21 protein-coding genes are annotated in these 20,359 nt (G+C 73.6%); 6 read left to right on the top strand and 15 right to left on the bottom strand.

Annotation, left to right across the window (positions count from 1 at the left end; all coding sequences use genetic code 11):
- Positions 1–9: 9 nt before the first annotated feature.
- Positions 10–483 (top strand): redox-sensitive transcriptional activator SoxR, encoded by a 474-nt coding sequence (gene soxR, locus ACFVVA_RS25795; protein WP_387693053.1) that lies wholly within the window; start codon positions 10–12, stop codon positions 481–483.
- Between the two features lie 108 nt (positions 484–591).
- Here soxR and ACFVVA_RS25790 read toward each other — a convergent pair whose 3' ends face one another.
- The 5 genes from ACFVVA_RS25790 to ACFVVA_RS25770 are packed head-to-tail and all read right to left on the bottom strand — an operon-like array spanning position 592 to position 6,298.
- On the bottom strand, positions 592–1,593 hold the full coding sequence (locus ACFVVA_RS25790; RefSeq protein ID WP_387693051.1) for an ABC transporter ATP-binding protein: 1,002 nt from the start codon (positions 1,591–1,593) through the stop codon (positions 592–594).
- A complete protein-coding gene (locus ACFVVA_RS25785; protein ID WP_380544636.1) occupies positions 1,593–2,591 on the bottom strand; it encodes an ABC transporter ATP-binding protein in 999 nt (332 codons plus the stop codon). The genes ACFVVA_RS25790 and ACFVVA_RS25785 overlap by 1 nt, the downstream gene beginning before the upstream one ends.
- On the bottom strand, positions 2,591–3,577 hold the full coding sequence (locus ACFVVA_RS25780; protein ID WP_387693049.1) for an ABC transporter permease: 987 nt from the start codon (positions 3,575–3,577) through the stop codon (positions 2,591–2,593). Before ACFVVA_RS25780 ends, ACFVVA_RS25785 begins: the two co-directional genes overlap by 1 nt.
- The gene (locus ACFVVA_RS25775) at positions 3,574–4,536 is read right to left on the bottom strand and encodes an ABC transporter permease (protein ID WP_387693047.1); all 963 of its coding nucleotides are present in this window, start codon (positions 4,534–4,536) and stop codon (positions 3,574–3,576) included. The genes ACFVVA_RS25780 and ACFVVA_RS25775 overlap by 4 nt, the downstream gene beginning before the upstream one ends.
- A 13-nt stretch (positions 4,537–4,549) precedes the next feature.
- Entirely contained in the window at positions 4,550–6,298 is a 1,749-nt protein-coding gene (locus tag ACFVVA_RS25770; RefSeq protein WP_387693045.1) for an ABC transporter substrate-binding protein, read from the bottom strand.
- Between the two features lie 162 nt (positions 6,299–6,460).
- On the opposite strand from ACFVVA_RS25770, the gene ACFVVA_RS25765 reads away from it, so the two are divergent.
- Positions 6,461–7,912 carry an aminopeptidase P family protein gene (locus ACFVVA_RS25765; RefSeq protein ID WP_387693043.1) on the top strand — a complete coding sequence of 484 codons (1,452 nt, stop codon included), beginning with the start codon at positions 6,461–6,463 and terminating at the stop codon, positions 7,910–7,912.
- Positions 7,913–7,927: 15 nt separating this feature from the next.
- Here ACFVVA_RS25765 and ACFVVA_RS25760 read toward each other — a convergent pair whose 3' ends face one another.
- From ACFVVA_RS25760 to ACFVVA_RS25745, 4 genes are all read right to left on the bottom strand, one after another.
- On the bottom strand, positions 7,928–8,263 hold the full coding sequence (locus ACFVVA_RS25760) for a helix-turn-helix domain-containing protein (RefSeq protein WP_387693041.1): 336 nt from the start codon (positions 8,261–8,263) through the stop codon (positions 7,928–7,930).
- 75 nt (positions 8,264–8,338) lie between these two features.
- Entirely contained in the window at positions 8,339–9,361 is a 1,023-nt protein-coding gene (locus tag ACFVVA_RS25755; RefSeq protein WP_387693039.1) for a nitronate monooxygenase, read from the bottom strand.
- 42 nt (positions 9,362–9,403) lie between these two features.
- Positions 9,404–10,036 carry a response regulator gene (locus ACFVVA_RS25750; RefSeq protein WP_387693037.1) on the bottom strand — a complete coding sequence of 211 codons (633 nt, stop codon included), beginning with the start codon at positions 10,034–10,036 and terminating at the stop codon, positions 9,404–9,406.
- Positions 10,033–11,241, bottom strand: coding sequence for a sensor histidine kinase (locus ACFVVA_RS25745; protein ID WP_387693035.1), 1,209 nt, complete (start codon positions 11,239–11,241; stop codon positions 10,033–10,035). Before ACFVVA_RS25745 ends, ACFVVA_RS25750 begins: the two co-directional genes overlap by 4 nt.
- 163 nt (positions 11,242–11,404) lie before the next feature.
- On the opposite strand from ACFVVA_RS25745, the gene ACFVVA_RS25740 reads away from it, so the two are divergent.
- Positions 11,405–12,481 (top strand): ABC transporter permease, encoded by a 1,077-nt coding sequence (locus ACFVVA_RS25740; protein ID WP_387693033.1) that lies wholly within the window; start codon positions 11,405–11,407, stop codon positions 12,479–12,481.
- Complete coding sequence (locus ACFVVA_RS25735) at positions 12,478–13,161, top strand: ABC transporter ATP-binding protein (protein ID WP_380352890.1); 684 nt, start codon at positions 12,478–12,480, stop codon at positions 13,159–13,161. Before ACFVVA_RS25740 ends, ACFVVA_RS25735 begins: the two co-directional genes overlap by 4 nt.
- A gap of 1 nt (position 13,162) precedes the next feature.
- On the opposite strand, the gene ACFVVA_RS25730 is transcribed toward ACFVVA_RS25735, so the two are convergent.
- The 3 genes from ACFVVA_RS25730 to ACFVVA_RS25720 form a co-directional block, all read right to left on the bottom strand.
- Positions 13,163–13,759 (bottom strand): Uma2 family endonuclease, encoded by a 597-nt coding sequence (locus ACFVVA_RS25730; RefSeq protein WP_387693031.1) that lies wholly within the window; start codon positions 13,757–13,759, stop codon positions 13,163–13,165.
- Positions 13,760–13,852: 93 nt separating this feature from the next.
- Positions 13,853–14,569 (bottom strand): GntR family transcriptional regulator, encoded by a 717-nt coding sequence (locus tag ACFVVA_RS25725; RefSeq protein ID WP_380352892.1) that lies wholly within the window; start codon positions 14,567–14,569, stop codon positions 13,853–13,855.
- 192 nt (positions 14,570–14,761) lie between these two features.
- Positions 14,762–15,643, bottom strand: coding sequence for an NAD(P)-dependent oxidoreductase (locus tag ACFVVA_RS25720; RefSeq protein WP_387693028.1), 882 nt, complete (start codon positions 15,641–15,643; stop codon positions 14,762–14,764).
- Between the two features lie 201 nt (positions 15,644–15,844).
- Between ACFVVA_RS25720 and ACFVVA_RS25715 the strand changes: the two genes are divergently transcribed.
- Both ACFVVA_RS25715 and ACFVVA_RS25710 read left to right on the top strand, forming a co-directional pair.
- On the top strand, positions 15,845–16,402 hold the full coding sequence (locus tag ACFVVA_RS25715; RefSeq protein ID WP_359901262.1) for a TetR/AcrR family transcriptional regulator: 558 nt from the start codon (positions 15,845–15,847) through the stop codon (positions 16,400–16,402).
- A gap of 185 nt (positions 16,403–16,587) precedes the next feature.
- Positions 16,588–16,920 (top strand): hypothetical protein, encoded by a 333-nt coding sequence (locus ACFVVA_RS25710; protein ID WP_359901125.1) that lies wholly within the window; start codon positions 16,588–16,590, stop codon positions 16,918–16,920.
- Positions 16,921–16,928: 8 nt separating this feature from the next.
- On the opposite strand, the gene ACFVVA_RS25705 is transcribed toward ACFVVA_RS25710, so the two are convergent.
- The 3 genes from ACFVVA_RS25705 to ACFVVA_RS25695 are packed head-to-tail and all read right to left on the bottom strand — an operon-like array spanning position 16,929 to position 20,337.
- Positions 16,929–17,957: an ornithine cyclodeaminase family protein gene (locus ACFVVA_RS25705; protein WP_387693026.1), complete on the bottom strand. Its 1,029-nt coding sequence runs from the start codon at positions 17,955–17,957 to the stop codon at positions 16,929–16,931.
- Entirely contained in the window at positions 17,954–18,982 is a 1,029-nt protein-coding gene (locus ACFVVA_RS25700; RefSeq protein ID WP_387693024.1) for a proline racemase family protein, read from the bottom strand. Before ACFVVA_RS25700 ends, ACFVVA_RS25705 begins: the two co-directional genes overlap by 4 nt.
- The gene (locus ACFVVA_RS25695; RefSeq protein ID WP_387693022.1) at positions 18,982–20,337 is read right to left on the bottom strand and encodes an aldehyde dehydrogenase family protein; all 1,356 of its coding nucleotides are present in this window, start codon (positions 20,335–20,337) and stop codon (positions 18,982–18,984) included. Before ACFVVA_RS25695 ends, ACFVVA_RS25700 begins: the two co-directional genes overlap by 1 nt.
- Positions 20,338–20,359 lie beyond the last annotated feature (22 nt).

The following is a 20,359-nucleotide window of genomic DNA, read 5'->3' as shown; positions in this document are numbered from 1 at the left end:
GGAGCCGCCATGACCACCGCGCCGGTCGATCTGCTGAGCGTCGGCGAGGTGGCCCGGCGGGCCGGGATCGCCACCTCGGCAGTGCGCTTCTACGAGGACCAGGGGCTGATCTCCTCCGAGCGCACGACGGGCAACCAGCGGCGCTACCGGCGGCACGTGCTGCGCCGGATCTCGCTCATCCTGGTCGCCAAGCGGCTCGGCATCCCGCTCTCCGAGGTCGCCGAGGTGTTCACCGGCCTGCCCGAGGACCGGATGCCCGGCAAGCACGACTGGGAGCGGATCTCCCGGCGCTGGGCCGAACAGCTGCGCGCCCGCCGGGCCGAACTGGAGCGGCTGGAGGACGAACTGACCGGCTGCATCGGCTGCGGCTGCGTGTCGCTGCGCCGCTGCCGGGTGCTCAACCCGGGGGACGAGCTGGCCGCCGAGGGGCCCGGCCCGCGCCGGCTGCTGCCGGAGGAGGGCCTGCTGCCCGCCGAGGAGTGAGCGGGCAGCAGGAGCGGGCGCGGAAAGTGGGCGGGGAAAGGGTGGAACCCGGCCGGACGCGGCCCTCGCAGGGTTCCCCGCCGCGTCCGACCGGGGGCTTGTGCGGCCTCAGGCCTCCGGGAAGTGGCAGGCGGCCTGCCGCTCGCCGGGCCCGGCGATCCTCAGCAGCGGCCGCTCGGTCCGGCAGATGTCCTGGGCCTTGGGGCAGCGCGGGTGGAAGGTGCAGCCGGGCGGCGGGTCGGCCGGGCTCGGCGGGTCGCCGAGCAGCACGATCCGCTCCCGGTTGCGCTCCGCCTCCGGGTCGGGCAGCGGGACGGCGGACAGCAGCGCCCTGGTGTACGGGTGCGCGGGGCTGCCGTACACCTCGGCCTTGTCGCCGATCTCCACGATCCGGCCCAGGTACATCACCGCGACCCGGTCGCAGACCCGCTTGACCACCGAGAGGTCGTGCGCGATGAACACGTACGCCAGCCCCAGCTCCTTCTGGAGCCGCTCCATCAGATTGACCACCTGGGCCTGGATGGAGACGTCCAGCGCGGAGACCGGCTCGTCGGCGATCACCAGCCGCGGCGAGGTGGCCAGCGAACGGGCGATGCCGATGCGCTGGGCCTGGCCGCCGGAGAACTCGTGCGGGTAGCGGTCCAGGTGCTCGGGGATCAGCCCGACCAGCTCCATCAGCTCACCGGCCCGCTTGCGCGCGTCCGCCGCGCTCCCGCCCTGGACCAGCAGCGGCTCGGAGATGATCCGGGCCACCGTCTGGCGGGGGTTGAGCGAGGAGTACGGGTCCTGGAAGACCATCTGGAGGTCGCGCCGGTGCGGGCGCAGCCGGGCCTGGGAGAGCCCGCCGATCTCGGTGCCGTCGAAGGTGACGGTGCCCGAGGTCGGGTCGAGCAGCCGGACGATCATCCGCCCGGTGGTGGACTTGCCGCAGCCGGACTCGCCGACCAGGCCGAGCGTCTCGCCCGCGCCGACGTCGAAGCTCACCCCGTCCACCGCCCGGATCGGCGCCCCGGGCCGGCCGGTGCGGCCGCGCCGGCCGGGGAAGGTCTTCACCAGGTCCCGGACGGACAGCAGCGGCGCGGTCGCGCCCTTCGTCGACGGTGTGGTCATCACAGCACCCCTTCCGGCACCAGCGGCAGGTGGCAGGCGGCCTGGTGGCCGGGGGCGAGCCGGTCGAGCACGGGGCGCTCGGCCAGGCAGCGGGTGTGCTCCTCGGCGGACGCCGCGGTGGTGCGGGCGCAGCGCGGGGCGAAGGAGCAGCCGGGGGCGGGGGCGATCAGCGACGGCGGGCTGCCGGGGATGGCCCGCAGCGGGGCGTCGTCGGCGTCGTCCAGGCGCGGCAGCGAGTCCAGCAGGCCGCGCGTGTACGGGTGCGCGGGCTGCGCGAACAGCCGGTCCACCGGGGCCTGTTCGGCGGCCCGGCCGCCGTACATGACCAGCACCTCGTGGGCGACCCGGGCGACCACGCCGAGGTCGTGGGTGATCATCACGACGCCCAGGCCGCGCTCCTGCTGGATCCGGGCGATCAGGTCGAGGATCTGCGCCTGGACGGTGACGTCGAGGGCCGTGGTCGGCTCGTCGGCGATCAGCAGCTCGGGCTCGCAGGCGAGCGCCATGGCGATCATGACGCGCTGGCGCATGCCGCCGGAGAACTGGTGCGGGTACTCGTCGACCCGGCGGGCCGGCTCCGGGATGCCGACCTCGGCCAGCATCTCCACCGCCTTGGCCCGCCCGGCCTTGCGGTTGGCCTTGAAGTGCACCCGGTAGTGCTCGGCGATCTGCTCCCCGACGGTGTAGAAGGGGTGCAGGCTGGACAGCGGGTCCTGGAAGATCATCGCGATCCGGCGGCCCCGGACGGTGCCCAGCTCCCGCTCCCCGAGCCCGTTCAGCTCCTGCCCGTTCAGCCGGATCGAGCCGGTGACGGCGGCGCCGCGGTGCAGGCCCATGACGGCGAGCGAGGTGACGGACTTTCCGCTGCCCGACTCGCCGACCAGCCCGAGGGTGCGCCCGGCCTCGACGGCGAAGGAGATCCCGTCCACCGCGCGGACGGTGCCGCGCGGGGTGTCGAAGGCGACCTTGAGGTCCTCGACCTCCAACAGCCTGGTCATCAGTACCTCACTCTCGGGTCGACGAACGCGTAGAGCAGGTCGACCAGCAGGTTCGCCGCGACGATGAAGAAGGCCGCGAGCAGGGTGACCCCGAGGATGACGGGCTGGTCGGAGCGGGCCAGGCCGTCGTAGAACAGCCGGCCGACGCCGGGCAGGCCGAAGATCGACTCGGTGATGACCGCGCCGGCCAGCAGGCCGCCGAGGTCCATGCCGAAGATGGTCAGGATCGGCGTCATCCCGGCGCGCAGCCCGTGCTTGACGGTGACCGTCCGCGGCGGCAGGCCCTTGGCCCGGGCGGTGCGGATGTACGGCTCGGCCATCGCCTCGATCATCGAGTTGCGGCTCTGCCGGGCGTACATGGCCGCGTACAGCAGGGCCAGCGCGATCCACGGCAGCAGCAGGTTGGAGCCCCATTCGAAGGGGTTCTCGGTGAACTTGTGGTACGAGGGGTAGGGCAGCAGCCCGGCCGTCCTGACGACGCCCCAGATCAGCATGATCGAGGTGAAGTAGACCGGCAGCGAGGCGGCGCCGACGGACAGCACCATCAGCGTCTTGTCGACCGGTCGGCCCTTGCGCAGCGCCGAGGTGACGCCCGCGCCGAGGCCGAGGAGCAGCCAGAGCACGGCCGCGCCGAGGGCCAGCGAGACGGAGACCGGCAGCCGGTCGGTGAGCAGGTCCCAGACCGGCAGCCCGTACTCGTAGGAGTAGCCGAGGCAGGGGAAGCCGCAGTGCACCGCGCTGGGGCCGGAGCCGTAGTCGCGGCCGGCGAAGATGCCGCCGAGGTAGGCCAGGAACTGCTCCCAGACCGGCTTGTCCAGGCCCATCGCCGCCTTGACGTCGGCGAGCCGCTCGGGGCTGCAGGTCTTTCCGCAGGCGGCCGCGGCCGGGTCGTTGGGCAGCAGGTAGAAGATGGTGAAGGTGATGGCGCAGATGGCGAGCAGGATGCCCGCCACACCGAGCAGGCGGCGGCCGAGGTAGAGGATCACGACCGGCCTCCCCGGGGGTCGAGGATGTCGCGCAGCGCGTCCCCGAGCAGGGTGAAGGCGAGCACGGCGACGAACAGGAAGGCGGTCGGGATCAGGAAGTAGGTCGGGTCGGTCTCGTAGTGCACGATGCTCTCGGCGATCATCTGGCCCCAGGACGCGGTCGGCGGGCGGACGCCCACGCCGAGGTAGCTGAGCGCGGCCTCGGTGGCGATCATGCCGGGGACGAGCAGGGTGGTGTAGGCGATGATCGGGCCGGAGACGTTCGGCAGGATCTCGCGGGTGAGGATCCGCCAGGAGCGCGCCCCGCCGACCTTGGCGGCCTCGACGTACTCGCGGTGCTTGAGCGAGAGGGTCTGGCCGCGCACCACCCGGGCGATGCCGGGCCAGGTGAACAGCCCGATCACCAGGGTGATCAGCAGGATCCGGTTGACGTCCTTGGCCACCGACATCATCGCGATCATGAAGATCAGCGAGGGGAAGGACATCGTGAGGTCCATCAGCCGGGACAGCAGCGTGTCGACGCGGCCGCCGAAGTAGCCCGCCGCGATGCCGGCCAGGGTGCCGGTGACCACGACGACGGCGGTCGCGGTGAAGGCGATCAGCAGGGAGACCTGCCCGCCGTGCAGCACCCGGGCGAACAGGTCGCGGCCGGTGCCCGGCTCGACGCCCAGCCAGTGCCGGGCGCTGATGCCGCCGAAGTCGCCCCTGGGCACGCCGCCCAGGTACGGGTCGATGGCGCGCTTGTCGAACTCCTCGGGGGTCCAGCCGCCGAGCGAGCTCAGCGGGCCCGCCAGCGCGGTGACCAGGACCAGCAGGCCGACGGTGATCAGCCCGAACCGGGCCGGGCCCTTGGCCCACAGCTGGTCCCAGACCAGCCGCCAGGGCCCGCGCCCGGCACTCTTCTTGGCGCCCCCCGCCGTGGCGTCGGCCACGGCGGGGGGCTCAGTGGTGGTACTCATCGCTGCCGGTCCCTCACTTGCCCTTGGCGGGGTCCTTGAGGCCGACGGCACCCAGGTCGATCATGCCGGCGAAGCCCGAGTTGCCGAACGCGCCGGCCACGTTGGTGCCGACCAGCAGGGGGCGGCGCTGCCAGATCAGCGGGACGGCCGGGGCCTTCTTCGCCAGGTCCTGGTCCAGCTGCTGCCAGGCCTTGTTGGCCTCGTTGACGTCCGTCATGGCCGCGATCTGGTCCATCCGGTCCATCGTGGCCTGGTCCTTGAACTGGCTCAGGTTGCCCTGGTTGCCCTTCTCCTTGATGGTGCGGCCGTCGAACTGGAACGGCAGGAAGGTCGCACCGGAGGGGTAGTCCGGGCACCAGCCCTGGATGGTCAGCTCGGGGGCGTTCTTGATGTCGCCGACGGTGTCCTGGAAGGCGGACGGGTCGGTGGTGTTGATGGTGACCTGGACGCCGGCCTTGGACAGCGACTGCTGGATCGCCTCGGCCCGGGTCTTGTCGCCGAGCGAGACGGTGAGCGAGACCTTGAGGTCGGTCTTGCCGGCCTCCTGGAGCAGCTTCTTGGCCTTCTCCTGGTCGCCGGTCGGCGGGATCTTCAGCGGGTCGGACTTGACGCCGGCGGTCAGTGAGGGCGGCAGGTAGGAGGTCGCCACGTCGGCCATCGCCGGGCCGCCGAAGGCCGTCACCTGCGCGTCGCGGTCGACCGCCCACATCATCGCCTCGCGCACCTTCGGGTCGTCGAAGGGGGCCTTGGCGGTGTTCAGGTACAGCATGTCGGTACAGCCGGTGACCTCGGCGGCCATCCGGGCCTTGACGTCCGGCTTGGGCAGCACCTTGGCGACGGTCTCGTGCTGCATCCACGGCATGTTGATGGCGTTGGCGTCGGCGCCGTCGCTGGCGATGATCCGGTCGTCGGCCTGGCCGCCCTTGATGCCCTGGGTGACCACGACCTTGTCCGGGTAGGCCTTGCGGACGGTGTCGGTGGCCGGGTCCCAGTTGGTGTTGCGGACCAGCACCAGCTGCTTGCCGCGGTCGTAGGTCTCGATCTTGTACGGGCCGGAGGAGAACGGCCGGGCGTCGTACTGGGTGCCCTTCTCCTGGGACTGCGGCACCGGGGAGAAGGTCGGCAGCGAGACGGTGGAGGAGAACTCGGCGACCGGGCGCTTCAGGTGGAAGACGATCGTCCTGTCGTCCGGGGTCTCGATGCTCGCCAGGTGCTCGCCGTTCAGCGGGCCCTTGTAGTTCTCGCCGCCGGCCAGGTACTGGATCGCGTAGTCGGGGCCGCCGGTGAGGTCCGGGGAGTAGGACCGCTCGACGTTGTACTTGATGTCGGCGGACTTGATCGGCGTGCCGTCCTCGTACTTGAGGCCGTCCTTGAGGGTGAAGGTCCACACCTTGCCGCCGTCGGAGGACTTGCCCAGGTCGGTGGCGAGGTCCGGGACGATCTCGCTGCCGGTGGCGCCGGGCTCGGACTTGAAGGTGGTCAGGGTCCGGTAGAGCAGCCGGGTGCCGAAGTCCATGTGCGGCACCACCCAGTTGCGGGCCGGGTCGAGGTGCGCGAAGTCCTGGTTGGTCAGGACGGTGAGGGTCCCGCCCTTGACGGGGGTGCCGCCGATGATCGAGCCGGACGCGGCGCCCGGGCCCTTGCTGTCGGAGGGGGCGGCGTCGCTGCCGCTGTCACTCTTGTCGTTGGAGCAGGCCCCGAGGCCGAGGGTGAGGGTCGCCGCGAGGGCCGCCGCGAGGGCGGCGTGGGTGCGCCTGGTCATGTGCAACTCCGCTGTGGGGGGCCCGATCCGCCGGATCTGGCCGCTGCGCTGTGTGACCCGTAACATAGTAATGTGAAATTGCACTGCACAAGAGGTGACGGCTCCCGTTACCGAGCTGTGTCCGTGCCAGGCATCTCCCCAGCCCCACCAAGGAGTTCACCGGTGACCCTTCCCCCGACCGGCCTCAACACCGGGAGCCACGACCTCCCGGTCTCCCCCGCCCTCGCCTCGTTCATGGGCACCCGGTGGGCCGCCACCCCCATTCCCACCGACCTGCGCGTCCCCGGCCACGACCGCTTCCCCGGCCGCCGCGCCCGGCTCTCCGCCGCCTTCCCCGGCGAGCGGCTGATCGTCCCGGCCGGCCGGCTCAAGGTCCGCTGCAACGACCTCGACTACCGCTTCCGCCCGCACAGCGCGTACGTCTGGCTCACCGGCCTCACCGGCGAGGACCAGGCCGACCACGTCCTCGTCCTCGAACCGGCCGGCCCCGAGGGCCACGAGCCGGTGCTCTACCTGCGCCCCCGCTCCCCGCGCGACGGCGGCGAGTTCTACCGCGACCGCCGCTACGGCGAGTTCTGGGTCGGCGCCCGGCCCGACCTCGCCGAGGCGGCACAGCTCACCGGGGTGCGCACCGAACACCTCGACGACCTCGGCAAACTGCTCACCGGCCCCCAGCCGCCCACCCGGGTGCTGGCCGGCACCGACCCGCTGGTCGACGAGGCCACCGGGCGCCCGAACGGCGACCACCGGGACAGCGAACTGGCCGCCGTCCTCTCCGAGTTGCGCCTGGTCAAGGACGAATGGGAGATCGGACAGCTGCAACTGGCCGTCGACCACACCACCACCGGCTTCGAGGACGTCGTCCGCGCCCTGCCCACCGCACTGCGCCACCACCGCGGCGAGCGCTGGATCGAGGGCGTCTTCGACCTGCGCGCCCGCGCCGAGGGCAACGGCACCTCCTACACCACCATCGCCGCCTCCGGCGCCCACGCCTGCGTGCTGCACTGGATCCGCAACGACGGCGCCCTCGACCCGAACTCCCTGCTCCTCCTGGACGCCGGCGTCGAGACCGACACCCTCTACGCCGCCGACATCACCCGCACCCTCCCGCTCAGCGGCACCTTCACCCCGGTCCAGCGCCAGGCCTACGACCTCGTCCTCGCCGCCCAGAGCGCCGGCATCGCCACACTGCGACCGGGAGCCCGGTTCCGCGACTTCCACCGCGCCGCCATGCGGGTCATCGCCGAAGGCCTCGCCGACTGGGGCGTCCTGCCCGTCTCCGCCGAGGAGGCCCTCGCCGAGGACAACGGCCTCTACCGCCGCTACACCCTCTGCGGCAGCGGCCACATGCTCGGCCTCGACTACCACGACTGCGCCAAGTCCCGCGCCGACCGCTACCTCGACGGCACCCTGGAGGAGGGCATGGTCCTCACCGTCGAGCCCGGCCTCTACCTCCAGCCCGACGACGAGACCCTCCCCGCCGAACTCCGCGGCCTCGGCATCCGCATCGAGGACGACCTGGTCATCACCGCCGACGGCGCCCACCTGATGTCCGGCGCCCTCCCCCGCACCGCCACCGACGTCGAATCCTGGATGGCGGACCTGCTGGCGTGAGAAGGCAGCGGACGATCAAGCCACCTTGATCGTCCGCTCCCCCCGCCGAATCGTCACCTCGACCTCGCCGCCGATCGCCGCCGAATACGCCCGCAGGTTGTCCAGGCTGTCCACCTGCCCGTGCTCGATCTGCGACACCCGCGCCTGACTCACACCCATCAGCGCCGCCACCTCCTTCTGGGTGAGGTTGGCCGCCTTCCGCATCTCGGCCAGCTCGTAGCCGCGAATCCGGGCCAGGTTCTCCTTCCGGATCCGAGCCCGGTCGGCCTCCGCCTCCGGCGAGGCCAACCAGGGGTTGATCCGCTGCGCCTCAGCCCACACCTCGGTCCAACTACGACCCTTCACGCTCACGCTCCCTTCTCCTTCTCCTCGACGTACTGCTCGTAGCGAGGGACAACACGCCGAGTCCTGCGCGCCCCCGACGCACTACCCCCGCGCCGCCTGCCACAGCTCCGCGACGATCTGCTCCGCAGGCCCCGTGCGGGCCAGGTGGTGGGCGGTACCGGCCCAGAGGTGCATGGCGTCGGTGTCGCCGCGGCGGGCGGCGGCGGCGCGCAAGGGGGTGGTGAGGCGATTGACCTCGGGGTAGGCGGGCGGGGCGTACGGGCCGTGGCGGTCGATGAACGCGTTGCGCAGGCCGCGGGCCGGGCGGCCGGTGAAGGCGCGGGTGACGACCGTCTCCGGCAGCTCGACGAGCGCGGCCCGGTGGGCGGCCGCGGCCCCGGACTCGTCCGACCGCAGCAGGGCCGTGCCCAGCTGCACCGCCACCGCTCCCGCCCGCAGCGCCGCCGCGACGGCCGGGCCGTCGCCGAGCCCGCCCGCGGCGATCAGCGGCAGCGCCGTCACCTCCCGCACGGCGGGCAGCAGGTGGAGCAGCGGCAGCTCCCCCGGCTGGTCCGTCACCCGGTGGGTGCCGCGGTGGCCGCCCGCCTCCGGGCCCTGCACGCACAGCGCGTCCATCCCGACCGCCTGCGCCGCCCGCGCCTCCTCCGGCGTGGTGACGGTGCCGACCTGGGTCGTCCCGGCCGCCCGCAGCGCCGCCGCCTCCTCGGCCGTCGGCAGCCCGAAGGTGTACGAGACCACCGGCACCGGGTCCGCGAGCAGCGCGGCCAGCTTGGCCTCCCAGTCGTCCCGGTCCGGCCCGTCCTCCTCCGGCAGCGTCACGCCCCACCGCTCGGCCTCGGGCCGCAGCCGCTCCCGGTAGGCGGCGACGGCCGCCCGGTCCCCGGGCGTGCCCGGCACGAAGAGGTTCACCCCGTACGGCCGGTCGGTCGACGCCCGCACCGCGGCGATCTGCTCGGACATCCCGGCGGCGGTCCTCATCCCGGCGGCCAGGAAGCCCAGTCCGCCGGCCCGGTTCACCGCCGCGACCAGTGCGGGCGTCGAGGGCCCGCCCGCCATCGGGGCGGCGACCACGGGGACGGCGAGCTCGTCGAGCCGGACGGTCATCGGGCGCTCCTCACACTGCTGCGGGTACGGAACACCCCCACCCTACGCTCGGCGGATCAGCCCCCGCCGCCGTGCCTCGCGCACCGCCGCCGTGCGCGAGTCCACGCCCAACTTGGTGTAGATGTGCACCAGATGGGACTTCACCGTGGCCTGGCTCAGGTGCAGCCGCTGGCTGACCTGCTGGTTGGTCAGCCCGTCCGCGACCAGCCCCAGCACCTCGGTCTCCCGGGCGCTGAGCGCCGCCGCCGGCGTCCGCATCCGCTCCAGCAGCCGGTCCGCGACGCTGGGCGCCAGCGCGCTGCGCCCGGCCGCGGCGGACCGTACGGCCTGGGCGAGCTCCTCCGGCGGGGCGTCCTTCAGCAGGTAGCCGGTGGCGCCCGCCTCCAGGGCCGGCAGGGTGTCCGCGTCGGTGTCGTACGTGGTGACCACCAGGACCCGCGGCGCGCCCGCCCGGGCGGTGATCGCCGCGGTGGCCTGCGCCCCGTTCATCACCGAGCCCGGCCCGAACTGGAGGTCCATCAGCACCACGTCCACGCCCGGCTCCGCCGCCAGTTCGACGGCCCGCTCGGCGGTGGCCGCCTCCGCCACGATGGCGAAGTCCGGCTCGCACTCCAGCACCGCCCGCAGCCCGGCCCGCACCACCGGGTGGTCGTCCGCGATGAGCAGCCTGATCACGGGCCGGCCTCCGGGGTGACCGGCAGCTGCACCGCCACCGTGGTGCCCTGTCCGGGCGCCGACTCCACCGTGAAGCGGCCGCCGAGCGCCCGCGCCCGGGCCCGCATCGAGGGCAGCCCGAACCCGCCGTCCCCGTCGGGGCGGCCGGCCGCCACCACCACCGGGTCGAACCCGGCGCCGTCGTCGTACACGTCCAGTGCCACTTCGCCCTCCATGTAGCTGAGCGTCACGTCGGCCCGCGAGGCGCCCGCGTGCCGGACGGTGTTGCCGAGCGCCGACTGCGCGATCCGCAGCAGCGCGACCTCCTGCGCGGCCGGCAGCCGGACCGGGTCGCCGAAGACGTGCAGGTGGACGGGCAGCGTGCCGTGCGCCGTCGTCGTCGCGCACAGCCGCTCCAGCGCGACCGGCAGCGGGTCGCCGTCCAGCGCGGGCGGGGTGAGCGCCCGGACGAACCTGCGGGCCTCGTCCAGGTTGTCCTGGGCGGCCTGCCGCGCCTGCTCGACGTACCCGGCGGCAGCCTCGGTGCGCTCCGGCAGGGCCCGCTGGGCCGCCCGCAGCAGCAGCTGGATGGAGCTGAGGCTCTGCGCGAGGGTGTCGTGGATCTCCCGGGCGAGCCGCTCCCGCTCGGCCAGCACCCCGGCCGCGTGGTGCGCGGCGGCGAGGTCGGCGCGGGCGGCGGTCAGTTCGTCGATCAGCCGGCGGCGCTCCTCGCTCTCCCGGTACAGCGCCTGGTAGCCGAGCACGGTGGCGGTGGCGACGGCCGCGCCGAGCGCGGGCCCGATCGAGGCGGCGAAACTGAAGCTGTGCTGGTGCCAGGACCAGGCGGCGATCGACGCGGCGGCGGTCAGCCCGACGGCGACGAGCCCACCGCGCCGCCCCAGCAGGTGCAGTTCCAGGAAGTACAGCGGGAACGCCAGCCAGACCCCGTCCTGGGTGGCGATCAGCACGCCCGCCCAGGTGGCGCCGAGCAGCACCAGCCAGAGCGCGGCCGCCCGGCGCGAGCGGCGCACGGCGGCCAGCTGCGGTCCGACGGTGTAGACGGCGGCCATCGCGGTGGCCGCGGCGGCGACGGCGGCGGGGTCGCCGCCCCGGTCGACGAAGACGGCCCGGGCGACGGCGAGCGCGAGCAGGCCCGCAACGAGCAGGTGCAGGCAGACCTGGAGGACGCGGGCGACGGGGGTGGTTCTGGATCGTTCGGTCGCCATCCGTCCAGCCTAAGTTCCGCGCCGGCGTCCGGCATCAATCAAAAGGTTGAACTCGACCTCTTCCCTTTGATGCCCAGGATGCAATCCCCGGCGCGATGCCCCGGGCCCCCTCCGTCCGGGACGGTGGAAGAGTCGAAAACACCTGTGCAGAGGAAGGTTCACCGTGTTCGTCGCCTGGAGGGACCTGAGGTTCGCCAAGGGGCGGTTCGCCTTGATGGGAACCGTCATCGTGCTGATCACCGTACTGGTCGGCCTGCTGTCCGGGCTGACCGCCGGGCTCGGCCGGCAGAACATCTCCGCGATCACCGGCCTGCCCGCCGACCACCTGGTCTTCGGCAAGCCCGCCGACGGGCAGAAGCTCTCCTTCACCGATTCCCAGGTCACCCCCGACCAGTGGCAGGGCTGGGCCCGCGAGCCCGGCGTCACCTCCGCCCAGCCGCTCGGCATCACCACCACCAAGGCGGCAGCCGGGCAGCGCACCGCCGCGCTCTCCGCCTTCGGCGTCCCGGAGGACTCCGGGCTCGCCCCGCAGGGCACCCGGATCGCCCCCGGCCAGGCCGTGCTGTCCAAGACCGCCGCCGAGAACCTGGGCGGCCTCGCCCCCGGCGCCGAGTTCACCCTCGGCGGCCACCCGCTGCGGGTCGCCGCCGTCCAGGGCGACGCCGCGTACAGCCACACCCCGGTGATCTGGACCTCCCTCGGCGACTGGCAGCAGGCCGCCCCCGGCGGCACCGGCCACGCCACCGTCATCGCCCTCACCACGGCGAAGGGCGCCGACCTGGCCGCCGCCGACGCCCGCCACGGCACCGAGACCCGCACCCGCGACGACGCCCTCACCGCGATCGGCTCCTACACCTCGGAGAACGGCTCCCTCCAGCTGATGCGCGGCTTCCTGTTCGCCATCTCCGCCCTGGTGATCGGCGCGTTCTTCACGGTCTGGACGATCCAGCGCAGCGGCGACATCGCCGTCCTCAAGGCCCTCGGCGCCTCCACCCGCTACCTGCTGCGCGACGCCCTCGGCCAGGCCGTCCTGCTGCTGGTGCTCGGCGCCCTGCTGGGCACCGCGGTCGCGGCCGGCTTCGGCGCGCTGATCGGCTCCGCCGTCCCCTTCGTCCTGGACGCCCCGACCGTCCTGCTGCCCGCCGCCGTCATGATCGCCCTCGGCGCGATCGGCGCGGCCCTGTCCATCCGCCGGATCACCTCCGTCGACCCGCTGACCGCCCTGGGGAGCGCCCGATGAGCCTGACCCTCGACCGCATCACCCTGACCTACCCGGACGGCGACGGCCGGCTCACGGCCCTGGACGAGGTCTCGCTGACCGTCCCCAAAGGCTCGCTCACCGCCGTCGTCGGCCCCTCCGGCTCCGGCAAGTCCAGCCTGCTGGCGGTCGCCGCCACCCTGATCACCCCGGACTCCGGGCAGGTCGTCATCGACGGCACCGACACCACGGGCCTCGACCGGGCGGAACTCACCGCGCTGCGCCGCACCAGGATCGGGATCGTCTTCCAGCAGCCCAATCTGCTGCCCTCGCTCACCGCGGTGGAGCAGCTGCAGGTGATGGCCCACCTGGACGGCCGCGCCCCGCGCACCGCCCTGCCCCGGGCCCTGGAGCTCCTGGACGCCGTCGGCCTGCGCGACCAGGCCGCCCGCCGCCCGCACCAGCTCTCCGGCGGCCAGCGCCAGCGGGTCAACATCGCCCGCGCGCTGATGAACGACCCCACCGTCCTGCTGGTGGACGAACCGACCAGCGCCCTCGACCACGAGCGCGGCGCCGCCGTCCTGGACCTGATCACCGACCTCACCCACCGGCGGGCCACCGCGACCGTCCTGGTCACCCACGACCGCACCCACCTGACGGCCGTCGACCAGGTCGCCGAGGTCCACGACGGCCGGCTGACCCTGCCCGCGGCGGCGCTCTGACCTACTTCTTGGCCGTCAGCACGTCGTCCACCGAGAGCGTCACCGACGCTCCGATCGACTCCGGCAGGGTGAAGGACTGCCCGGGGTGGTGGACGGCGTGCACCCGGTACTCGCCGTCGTCGGGTTCGGTCAGCACCATCACGCGCTGGTTCATCCGGTCCACGATCACGTAGACCGGCACCCCCGCCGATGCGTAGGCGGCAGGCTTCTTCTTCAGGTCGTCGCCGAAATTGGAGGAGGTCACCTCCAGCACGAGCCGGAAAACCGCCGGGTCGTAGCAGTTGTACTCGATCAAGTGATCGTCGCTGTACGCGTCGAGGATCGACAGGTCGGGGATCGCGAAGTCGGACGGGCCGCCCGGCAGCCAGATACCCACGTTCTGGAAGACCTCGACGGCGTCGTCGTCGAGGCCGGCAGCGAACAGCAGACGCATGAGCCTGGTCAGCGACCGGCTGTGCTTGATGTTCGGCGGCGGCGTCACGGTGATCTCGCTCCCGATGATCTCGACCCGGTAGCCGGGGAGCTGCCCGGAGATCAGCTCGGCGGCTTCGAGCAGCGTCGGCTGCTCCATGGGCTCTTCCACTGCTGCGGCGGACATGGAATTCCTCCTGGCTGCCGATGTCGAGAGCATCATCGTAGAACTCGGACGCCTCCCGGCGCCCGGTCCTCGATCCTCACCCGGACGAGTGGTTCAGCTCCGGCGGGCCCCGAGTCGCAGGGCCGAGGCCTCCGGCTCGGCGGGCTTCTCGCCGCCGGCCCACAGCGAGCGGACGTGGCTGAGGTGGCGGGTCATGCAGGCCTCGGCCCCGGCCGAGTCCCCGGCGAGCATCAGGTCCAGCAGCTCCAGGTGCTCCTCGGCCGAGGAGACCAGCTCGCCGCGCTCGTCGAGCCGGTTGAGGCCGTAGAGCCGCGAGCGCTTGCGCAGGTCGCCGACGACCTCGACCAGGCGGGAGTTGCCGGCCAGCCCCAGCACGTCCAGGTGGAACTGGCGGTCGGCCTCCAGGTAGCCGATCAGGTCGTGCTTGCGGGCCGCCGCGACGATCGCCTCGGCCTGCGGGCGCAGCCGTTCCAGCTGCTCCTTGGTGGCGGTGCGCGCCACCCGGCCGACGGTCGGGACCTCGATCAGGGCGCGGATCTCGGTGAAGTCGTCGAGGTCGCGGTCGGTCAGCTCGGTGACGCGGAAGCCCTTGTTGCGGACGGCCTCGACGAGGCCCTCGCGGGCGAGGTCGAGCATGGCCTCACGGACCGGGGTCGCGGAGACCCCGAAGTCGGCGGCGAGCGCGGGTGCGGAGTAGACCACGCCGGGGCGCAGTTCGCCGGAGATCAGGGCCGCCCGGAGTGCGTGGGCGACCTGGTCGCGAAGCCGCTCCTGTACGGAGATCAGGGTGCGGGATTTGAGGTCGGCCATGGTGTTCCTCCGGGTGGGTGCAGAACACCAGCGTACAATGTCACGTTACGTTGCGTACGCGACAGCCGGTGATTCGAACACCCGTCACCGGCCCGCCGGACCGGCCCTCCGTGACGCCGAATGCCATGGTGGCAGCGGCCGTCGGCCGTGACAACGGCCGACGGCACACGATCTTCAGGTCCGCACGGAGGGCTACGCCCGACGGAACCGGCCCACCAGGGTGGTCAGGCCGGCCGCACCGTCGCCGGCCGCCACGCCCCGCCGGACCGCCTCCGCGAGGACGGCCGGCAGGGCGCCGTCCACCCCGGAGGCCTCCGCGGTGTCCCGGACGTGCTCGATGCTCGCGAGTGCCATCGTCAGCCGGTCGACGTCCCCGCGGTGGTCCCCGGCGGTGATCCGCGGCGCGTAGAACTCGATCATCCGCGGCACCAGCGAGGCGGTGGGCACGGCGTACGGCCGGAACTCCTCGGCCGAGATGCCGTTGGCCTCGGCGATCGCCGTGGCGTGCAGGTAGCCGACCATCGAGGACCAGAACAGGTCCATCTGGATCTGGTAGTACAGCTGCGCCAGCCCGGGGTCGTCGCCCCGGTAGTCGGCCCCGGTGAGCACCTCCAGGGCGGCCCGGTGCCGCTGGAACAGTTCGACCGGGCCGCTGTAGAAGGTGGACGACTCGGGGCTGCCGATGCCCGACGGCGGCACCTGCACCCCGCCGGTCAGGTGGCCGGCGCCGCGTTCGGCCAGCCAGCGGGCGGCCTCGCGGGCCCGCCCGGGAGTGTCCGAGCCGAGGTTCACGATCGTCCTCCCCCGCAGCGCCGGCCCGACCGGCTCCAGCACCTCGAACACCGCGTCGTAGTCGGTCAGGCTGAGCACCACCAGGTCGTTCGCCGCCACCGCCGCCCCGGCGTCGGATGCGGCCCGCGCACCCCGGGCGACGAGCGCGTCGGCGCGCCCGGCGGTGCGGTTCCACACCGTGACGGCGTACCCGGCGTCCAGGAACGCCCCGGCCATGGCCTGCCCCATCGGGCCGAGCCCGATCACCGTCACGGATCGCCGCGCCTGCTGCTCCACGGACATGCGCTTCCCCTCCTCTGGAACGAACGCTCTATTTAGAACGCCGGGCCGACGCTAGCACAGGACTGGAACGAACGCTCTACCCAGAGTCTCGGCTAGGATCGCGGCGTGAACACGCCCGAGAGAGCCGACGCGAAAACGAACGCGAGGACGAGCTCGAAGACGAGCGCGAAGCCCGAAGCGAAGCCCGGCACCCGCGAGCGGATCGTCCGGGCCACCTCCCGGCTGCTGCAGCGCCAGGGGTACGAGGGCACCGGAATCAAGCAGATCTCCCGCGAGGCCGAGGCCACCCTCGGCTCCGTCTACCACTTCTTCCCGGGCGGCAAGCAGGAGTTGGCCGCCGAGGCGATCCGGCACGGGGACGAGGAGTTCGCCGTCCTGCTGCGCGCCGGGCTCGGCTCCTCGCCGGACCTGGGCGAGGCGATGACCTCCTGCACCCGGATGCTCGCCACGGAACTGCGCGAGTCCGACTGGCAGGACGGCTGCCCGATCACCAGCACGGCCCTGGAGACGGTCGGCCGGGTGCCGGTGATCGAGGAGGCGGTGACCGAGGCCTTCGCCAACTGGCGGGCCGTCGTGGCGGAACGGCTGCTCGCCGCCGGCATCGGCGAGCAGGACGCCCGCGAGCTGGCCGGCACCGTGATCAGCACCCTGGAGGGCGCCGAGCTCGCCGCCCAGGTCGCCCGCAGCGAGCAGCCGCTGCTGGTCACCGGCAAGCACCTGGCCCGCCTGCTCACCGCCTACGCCGACGACCGGGCCTGACCCGCGGCACCGGACCGCCTGCCCGCAAGACGAACCGAAAGACGAACCGAAAGACGAGCCGAGAGACGGGCCCGAAAAGCCCGGGAGACGGCCGGAAAACGTGAGGAGCCGACGCAGCGGGGGATCCCTTCCCGCCGCGCCGACTCCGGTTTCACAACTCCCAACCACGGCCAGGAGTAACGCACTTGTCGATCGAAGCCGCGCTGTACGACGGCCGCCCGAACAACGGCCGCCGCACCAGCCCGAACCTGCTGCACCTGTCCACCGACCACGGCGCCGGTCTCGCCGACGCCCTGGCCGCGCACGCCCGTCCGTCCGACCACCGGCTCGGCCGGATCGACCCGTACGGCGACACGCTGTTCAATGAGCAGGACGCCGGCGCCGCCTTCGAGGAGGCCACCGCGCTGCTCGCCCGCTGCACCACCGGGGAGCAGCGGGCGGCCGTCCGCGACCTGCGCAATCTGCTCGCCAACTGCGCCGCCACCCCGGGCAGTTGGCTCATGTTCCTCGGCGACTGAACGGCGCCCTACGACGCGGCCCGGTACACCTCCGCCGCGACGGCCAGGTCCTGCCAGGCCATCCCGACGCTCTTGAAGAACCGCGGCCGCCCGTCCGGCACCAGCGCGTCGCCGCGCACCAGCTCGGAGAGGTTCCACAGCTGCCGCCCGGCCACACCCGCCATCAGCAGGTCCCCGGCCTCCCGGCCCGCGACCGTGCGCGCCTCCACGTACAGCTCGGCCCGCTGGACCAGCAGTTCGTCGACCTCCCGCGCGTCCGGCTCGTGCGAGCCCACCGCGGCCACCGCCGCGTGCGCGGGCACCAGCGCGCCGTCGAACAGCGGCGTGCGCGCGGTGGTGCAGCAGACCACCAGGTCCGCCTCGCGGACCGCCCGCGGCCCGCCGACCTCGGCCGTCAGCCCGAGCTCCCGCCCGTACACCGCCAGCGCCTGCGCCCGGTCGGCGTTGCGCGCCACCACGGTGAGCCGGCGCAGCGGCCGGACGGCGAGCAGGGCGTCCAGGTGCCCGTACGCCTGCGGCCCGGAGCCGAACAGCACCAGGTGCTCGGCTTCCGGCACCGCCAGCCGCCGCAGCGCGGCCGCGGTGACGGCGGGCGTGCGCAGCGCGGTGAGTGCGGCGCCGTCCAGCAGGGCGAGCGGCTGCAGGGTGGGCCCGTCCAGCAGCAGGTAGCTGCCGGTGATCCGGGGCAGCCCCTGCTCCGGGTTGGCCGGCGCGACACCGGCGATCTTCACGCCCGCGTACGGCCCGGCGGCGGCCGGCATCATCAGCAGTTCCCCGGCGGGCACCGGTACGGCGGATCGGGCGGGTGCCGCCTCCGGGTCGAACCCGTCCAGCAGCACCCGCTCGATCGCCCCCACCGCACCGGCGGGTCCGACTCCGCCGGTGCCCGCCACGGCGTACTGGAGCGGCACAACCGCCGTACGGGGCAGTGCGGTCGGGCTCGGGTCGCTCGGAACCACAGCGGTCCGGTTCTCGGCCGTCCGGCTCTCGGCGGCGGCCCGGCTCTCGGATGTCCGGCTCTCGGATGTCCGGCTCACAGCAGGAACCCCGCTCCCAGCTCGTCGTCCGGCTCCAGGACGAAGCCGTGCTCGCCGGTGCGGAAGGCCGCCCCGCCGACCTCGGTGACCACGCCCTCGCCCTGCGGGTCGCCGCCCGGCAGGAAGCGGCCGGAGAAGACCGTCCCGATGATCGACTCGTGCCGCAGCGGCTCGCCGGGGGCCAGCCGCCCCTCGGCGGCGAGCACCGCCAGCCGGGCGGAGGTTCCGGAGCCGCAGGGCGAGCGGTCGATCTGGCCGTCGGCGAAGACGGTGACGTTCCGCTGGTTCAGCACCCCGTCCACCGAGGGGAGTTCGTCGTACAGCACCACCCCGTACACACCCGAGAGCCGGGCGTCCGTCGGGTGCGCGACCGCCTCGGCGCCGGCCAGCGCGGCCCTGATCTCCCGCCCCACGGCGGTGAGCTCGGGCAGCCGATCCGGTTCCACGGCGAGCCCGAGGGCGGCCGCGGACACCGAGGCGTAGCAGGCGCCGGAGTGCGCCACGGCGACCTCCACGGTGCCGAGCGAGGTCTCCACGGGCAGCTTCAGCGCGGTCACCCGGCTGGGCACGTTGCGGAAGGTCACCCCGGTGGTGCGCCCGCCGGCCCGGTGCACCAGGGCGGTGACCCGGCCGGACGGCACGTCGATCCGCACCCGTGCCACGCCGTCCTCGGGAGCGGCCACCAGTCCGGAGTCCACCGCCCAGGCGCCGAGCGCGATGGTGCCGTGCCCGCAGGCGGTGGAGTAGCCGTCCTTGTGCCAGAACAGCACGCCCAGGTGCGCCTCGTCGTCGTCCGGCGGCACCAGGAAGCCGCCATACATCCCGGCGTGGCCGCGCGGCTCGCGGACGAGCAGCTGCCGGACGTCGTCCAGCGCGCTGGGCCGGGGCGCGGTCGCGCTGCCGCCCGCGCCGAGCGCGATGGCCCGGCGCTCGGCGACGGTGTCGCCGGGGATCGGCGGCACGCCGTCCAGCACGATCCGGAACGGCTCGCCGGCCGTGTGGTAGTCGACGGTGCGGACGAACATCAGGCGCCACCTCCCGGCAGCACGCTGACGGTCCGGCTGACGGTGTAGAAGTCCAGGGCGGCCTGGCCCTGCTCGCGCTCGCCGTGGCTCGCGCCCTTGGCCCCGCCGAAGGGCAGGTGGAAGTCGACGCCGCTGGACGGGGCGTTGACCCGGATCATGCCCGCGTCCAGCCGGTCGGCGGCGGCCAGCGCCACGTCCAGGCTGCGGGTGTGCACCGAGGTGGAGAGGCTGTGCGGGGTGTCGTTGGCGAGCGCGATGGCCTCGTCGAGGTCGGCCGCGGCGTGCAGCACGGCGATCGGGCCGAAGAACTCCTCGCGGGCCAGCGGGTGTTCGGCCGGCACCTCGGCGAGCAGGGTCGGCTCGACGTACCAGCCGTCCCGCTCGGGCACCCGGCCGCCGGTGAGCACGCTCGCCCCGGCCTCGACGGCCGAGGAGACGGCGCCGGTCAGCCGCTCCCGGGCGGCGGCGTTGATCACCGGCCCGCAGACCGCGTCGTCGACCGCCGCCAGCGCCTTGACCAGCGCCTCGCGCAGCGGCTCGTGGGCGGCGCCGACCGCGATCACCCGGCTGGTGGCGGTGCACTTCTGCCCCGCGTACCCGGCGATGGCCGCGGCGATGTGCCCGGCGGCCTGCGTGATGTCGGCGTCCGGCAGCACCAGTGCGGCGTTCAGCCCGCCGAGTTCGGCCTGCACCGGCACCCCGCGCTCGGTCGCGGCCCGCACCACGGCCCGGCCGACGCCGGTCGAGCCGGTGAAGGAGATCACGTCCGCGGTCTCCACCAGCGCCGCGCCCTCCTCGGCCCCGCCGGGCAGCACCGTGAACACGTCCTCGGGCAGCCCGGCCAGCTCGGCCAGCCGCAGCGCGCAGGCCGTCGCCTCGGGCGCCGGCTTCAGCACCACCGCGTTGCCGACGGCGAGGGCCGGCGCGGCCTTCCAGGTCGGGATCGCCAGCGGGAAGTTCCACGGCGCGATCAGCCCGGCGACCCCGTAGGGGCGGCGCCGGGTGAGCAGCAGCCCGGGGCCGGCGGCGGTCTCGTGCACCGCCCCGGAGGGCGCGTACGGCGCCTGCGCGTAGTAGCGCCAGATCGCCGCCGTGCGGGCGACCTCGCCGAGCGCCTCGGCCAGCGGCTTGCCGACCTCGCGCACGATCAGCGCGGCCAGCTCGTGGGCGTGCGCCTCCACGGCGTCCGCGATCCGGCCGAGCGCCGCCGACCGGGCGCCCGCTCCGGCGGCGAGCCAGTCGCCCTGCGCCGCCCGGGCCCGCCCGACGGCGGCCCGCACGGCCTCGGCGCCGGGCTCCTCGACGGCGACCACGAGGTCGGCGGGGTCGGCGGGGTTGTACGAGGTGATGGTCACAGCCAGCAGCCCTTCGAGGGAG

The organism is Kitasatospora sp. NPDC058048 (genome assembly GCF_042885555.1).
In the GTDB taxonomy this organism is placed as follows: Bacteria; Actinomycetota; Actinomycetes; order Streptomycetales; family Streptomycetaceae; genus Kitasatospora; species Kitasatospora lactacystinica.
Note: the sequence above shows the minus strand (reverse complement) of the source record. Positions and strands in the feature narration are given on the sequence as shown.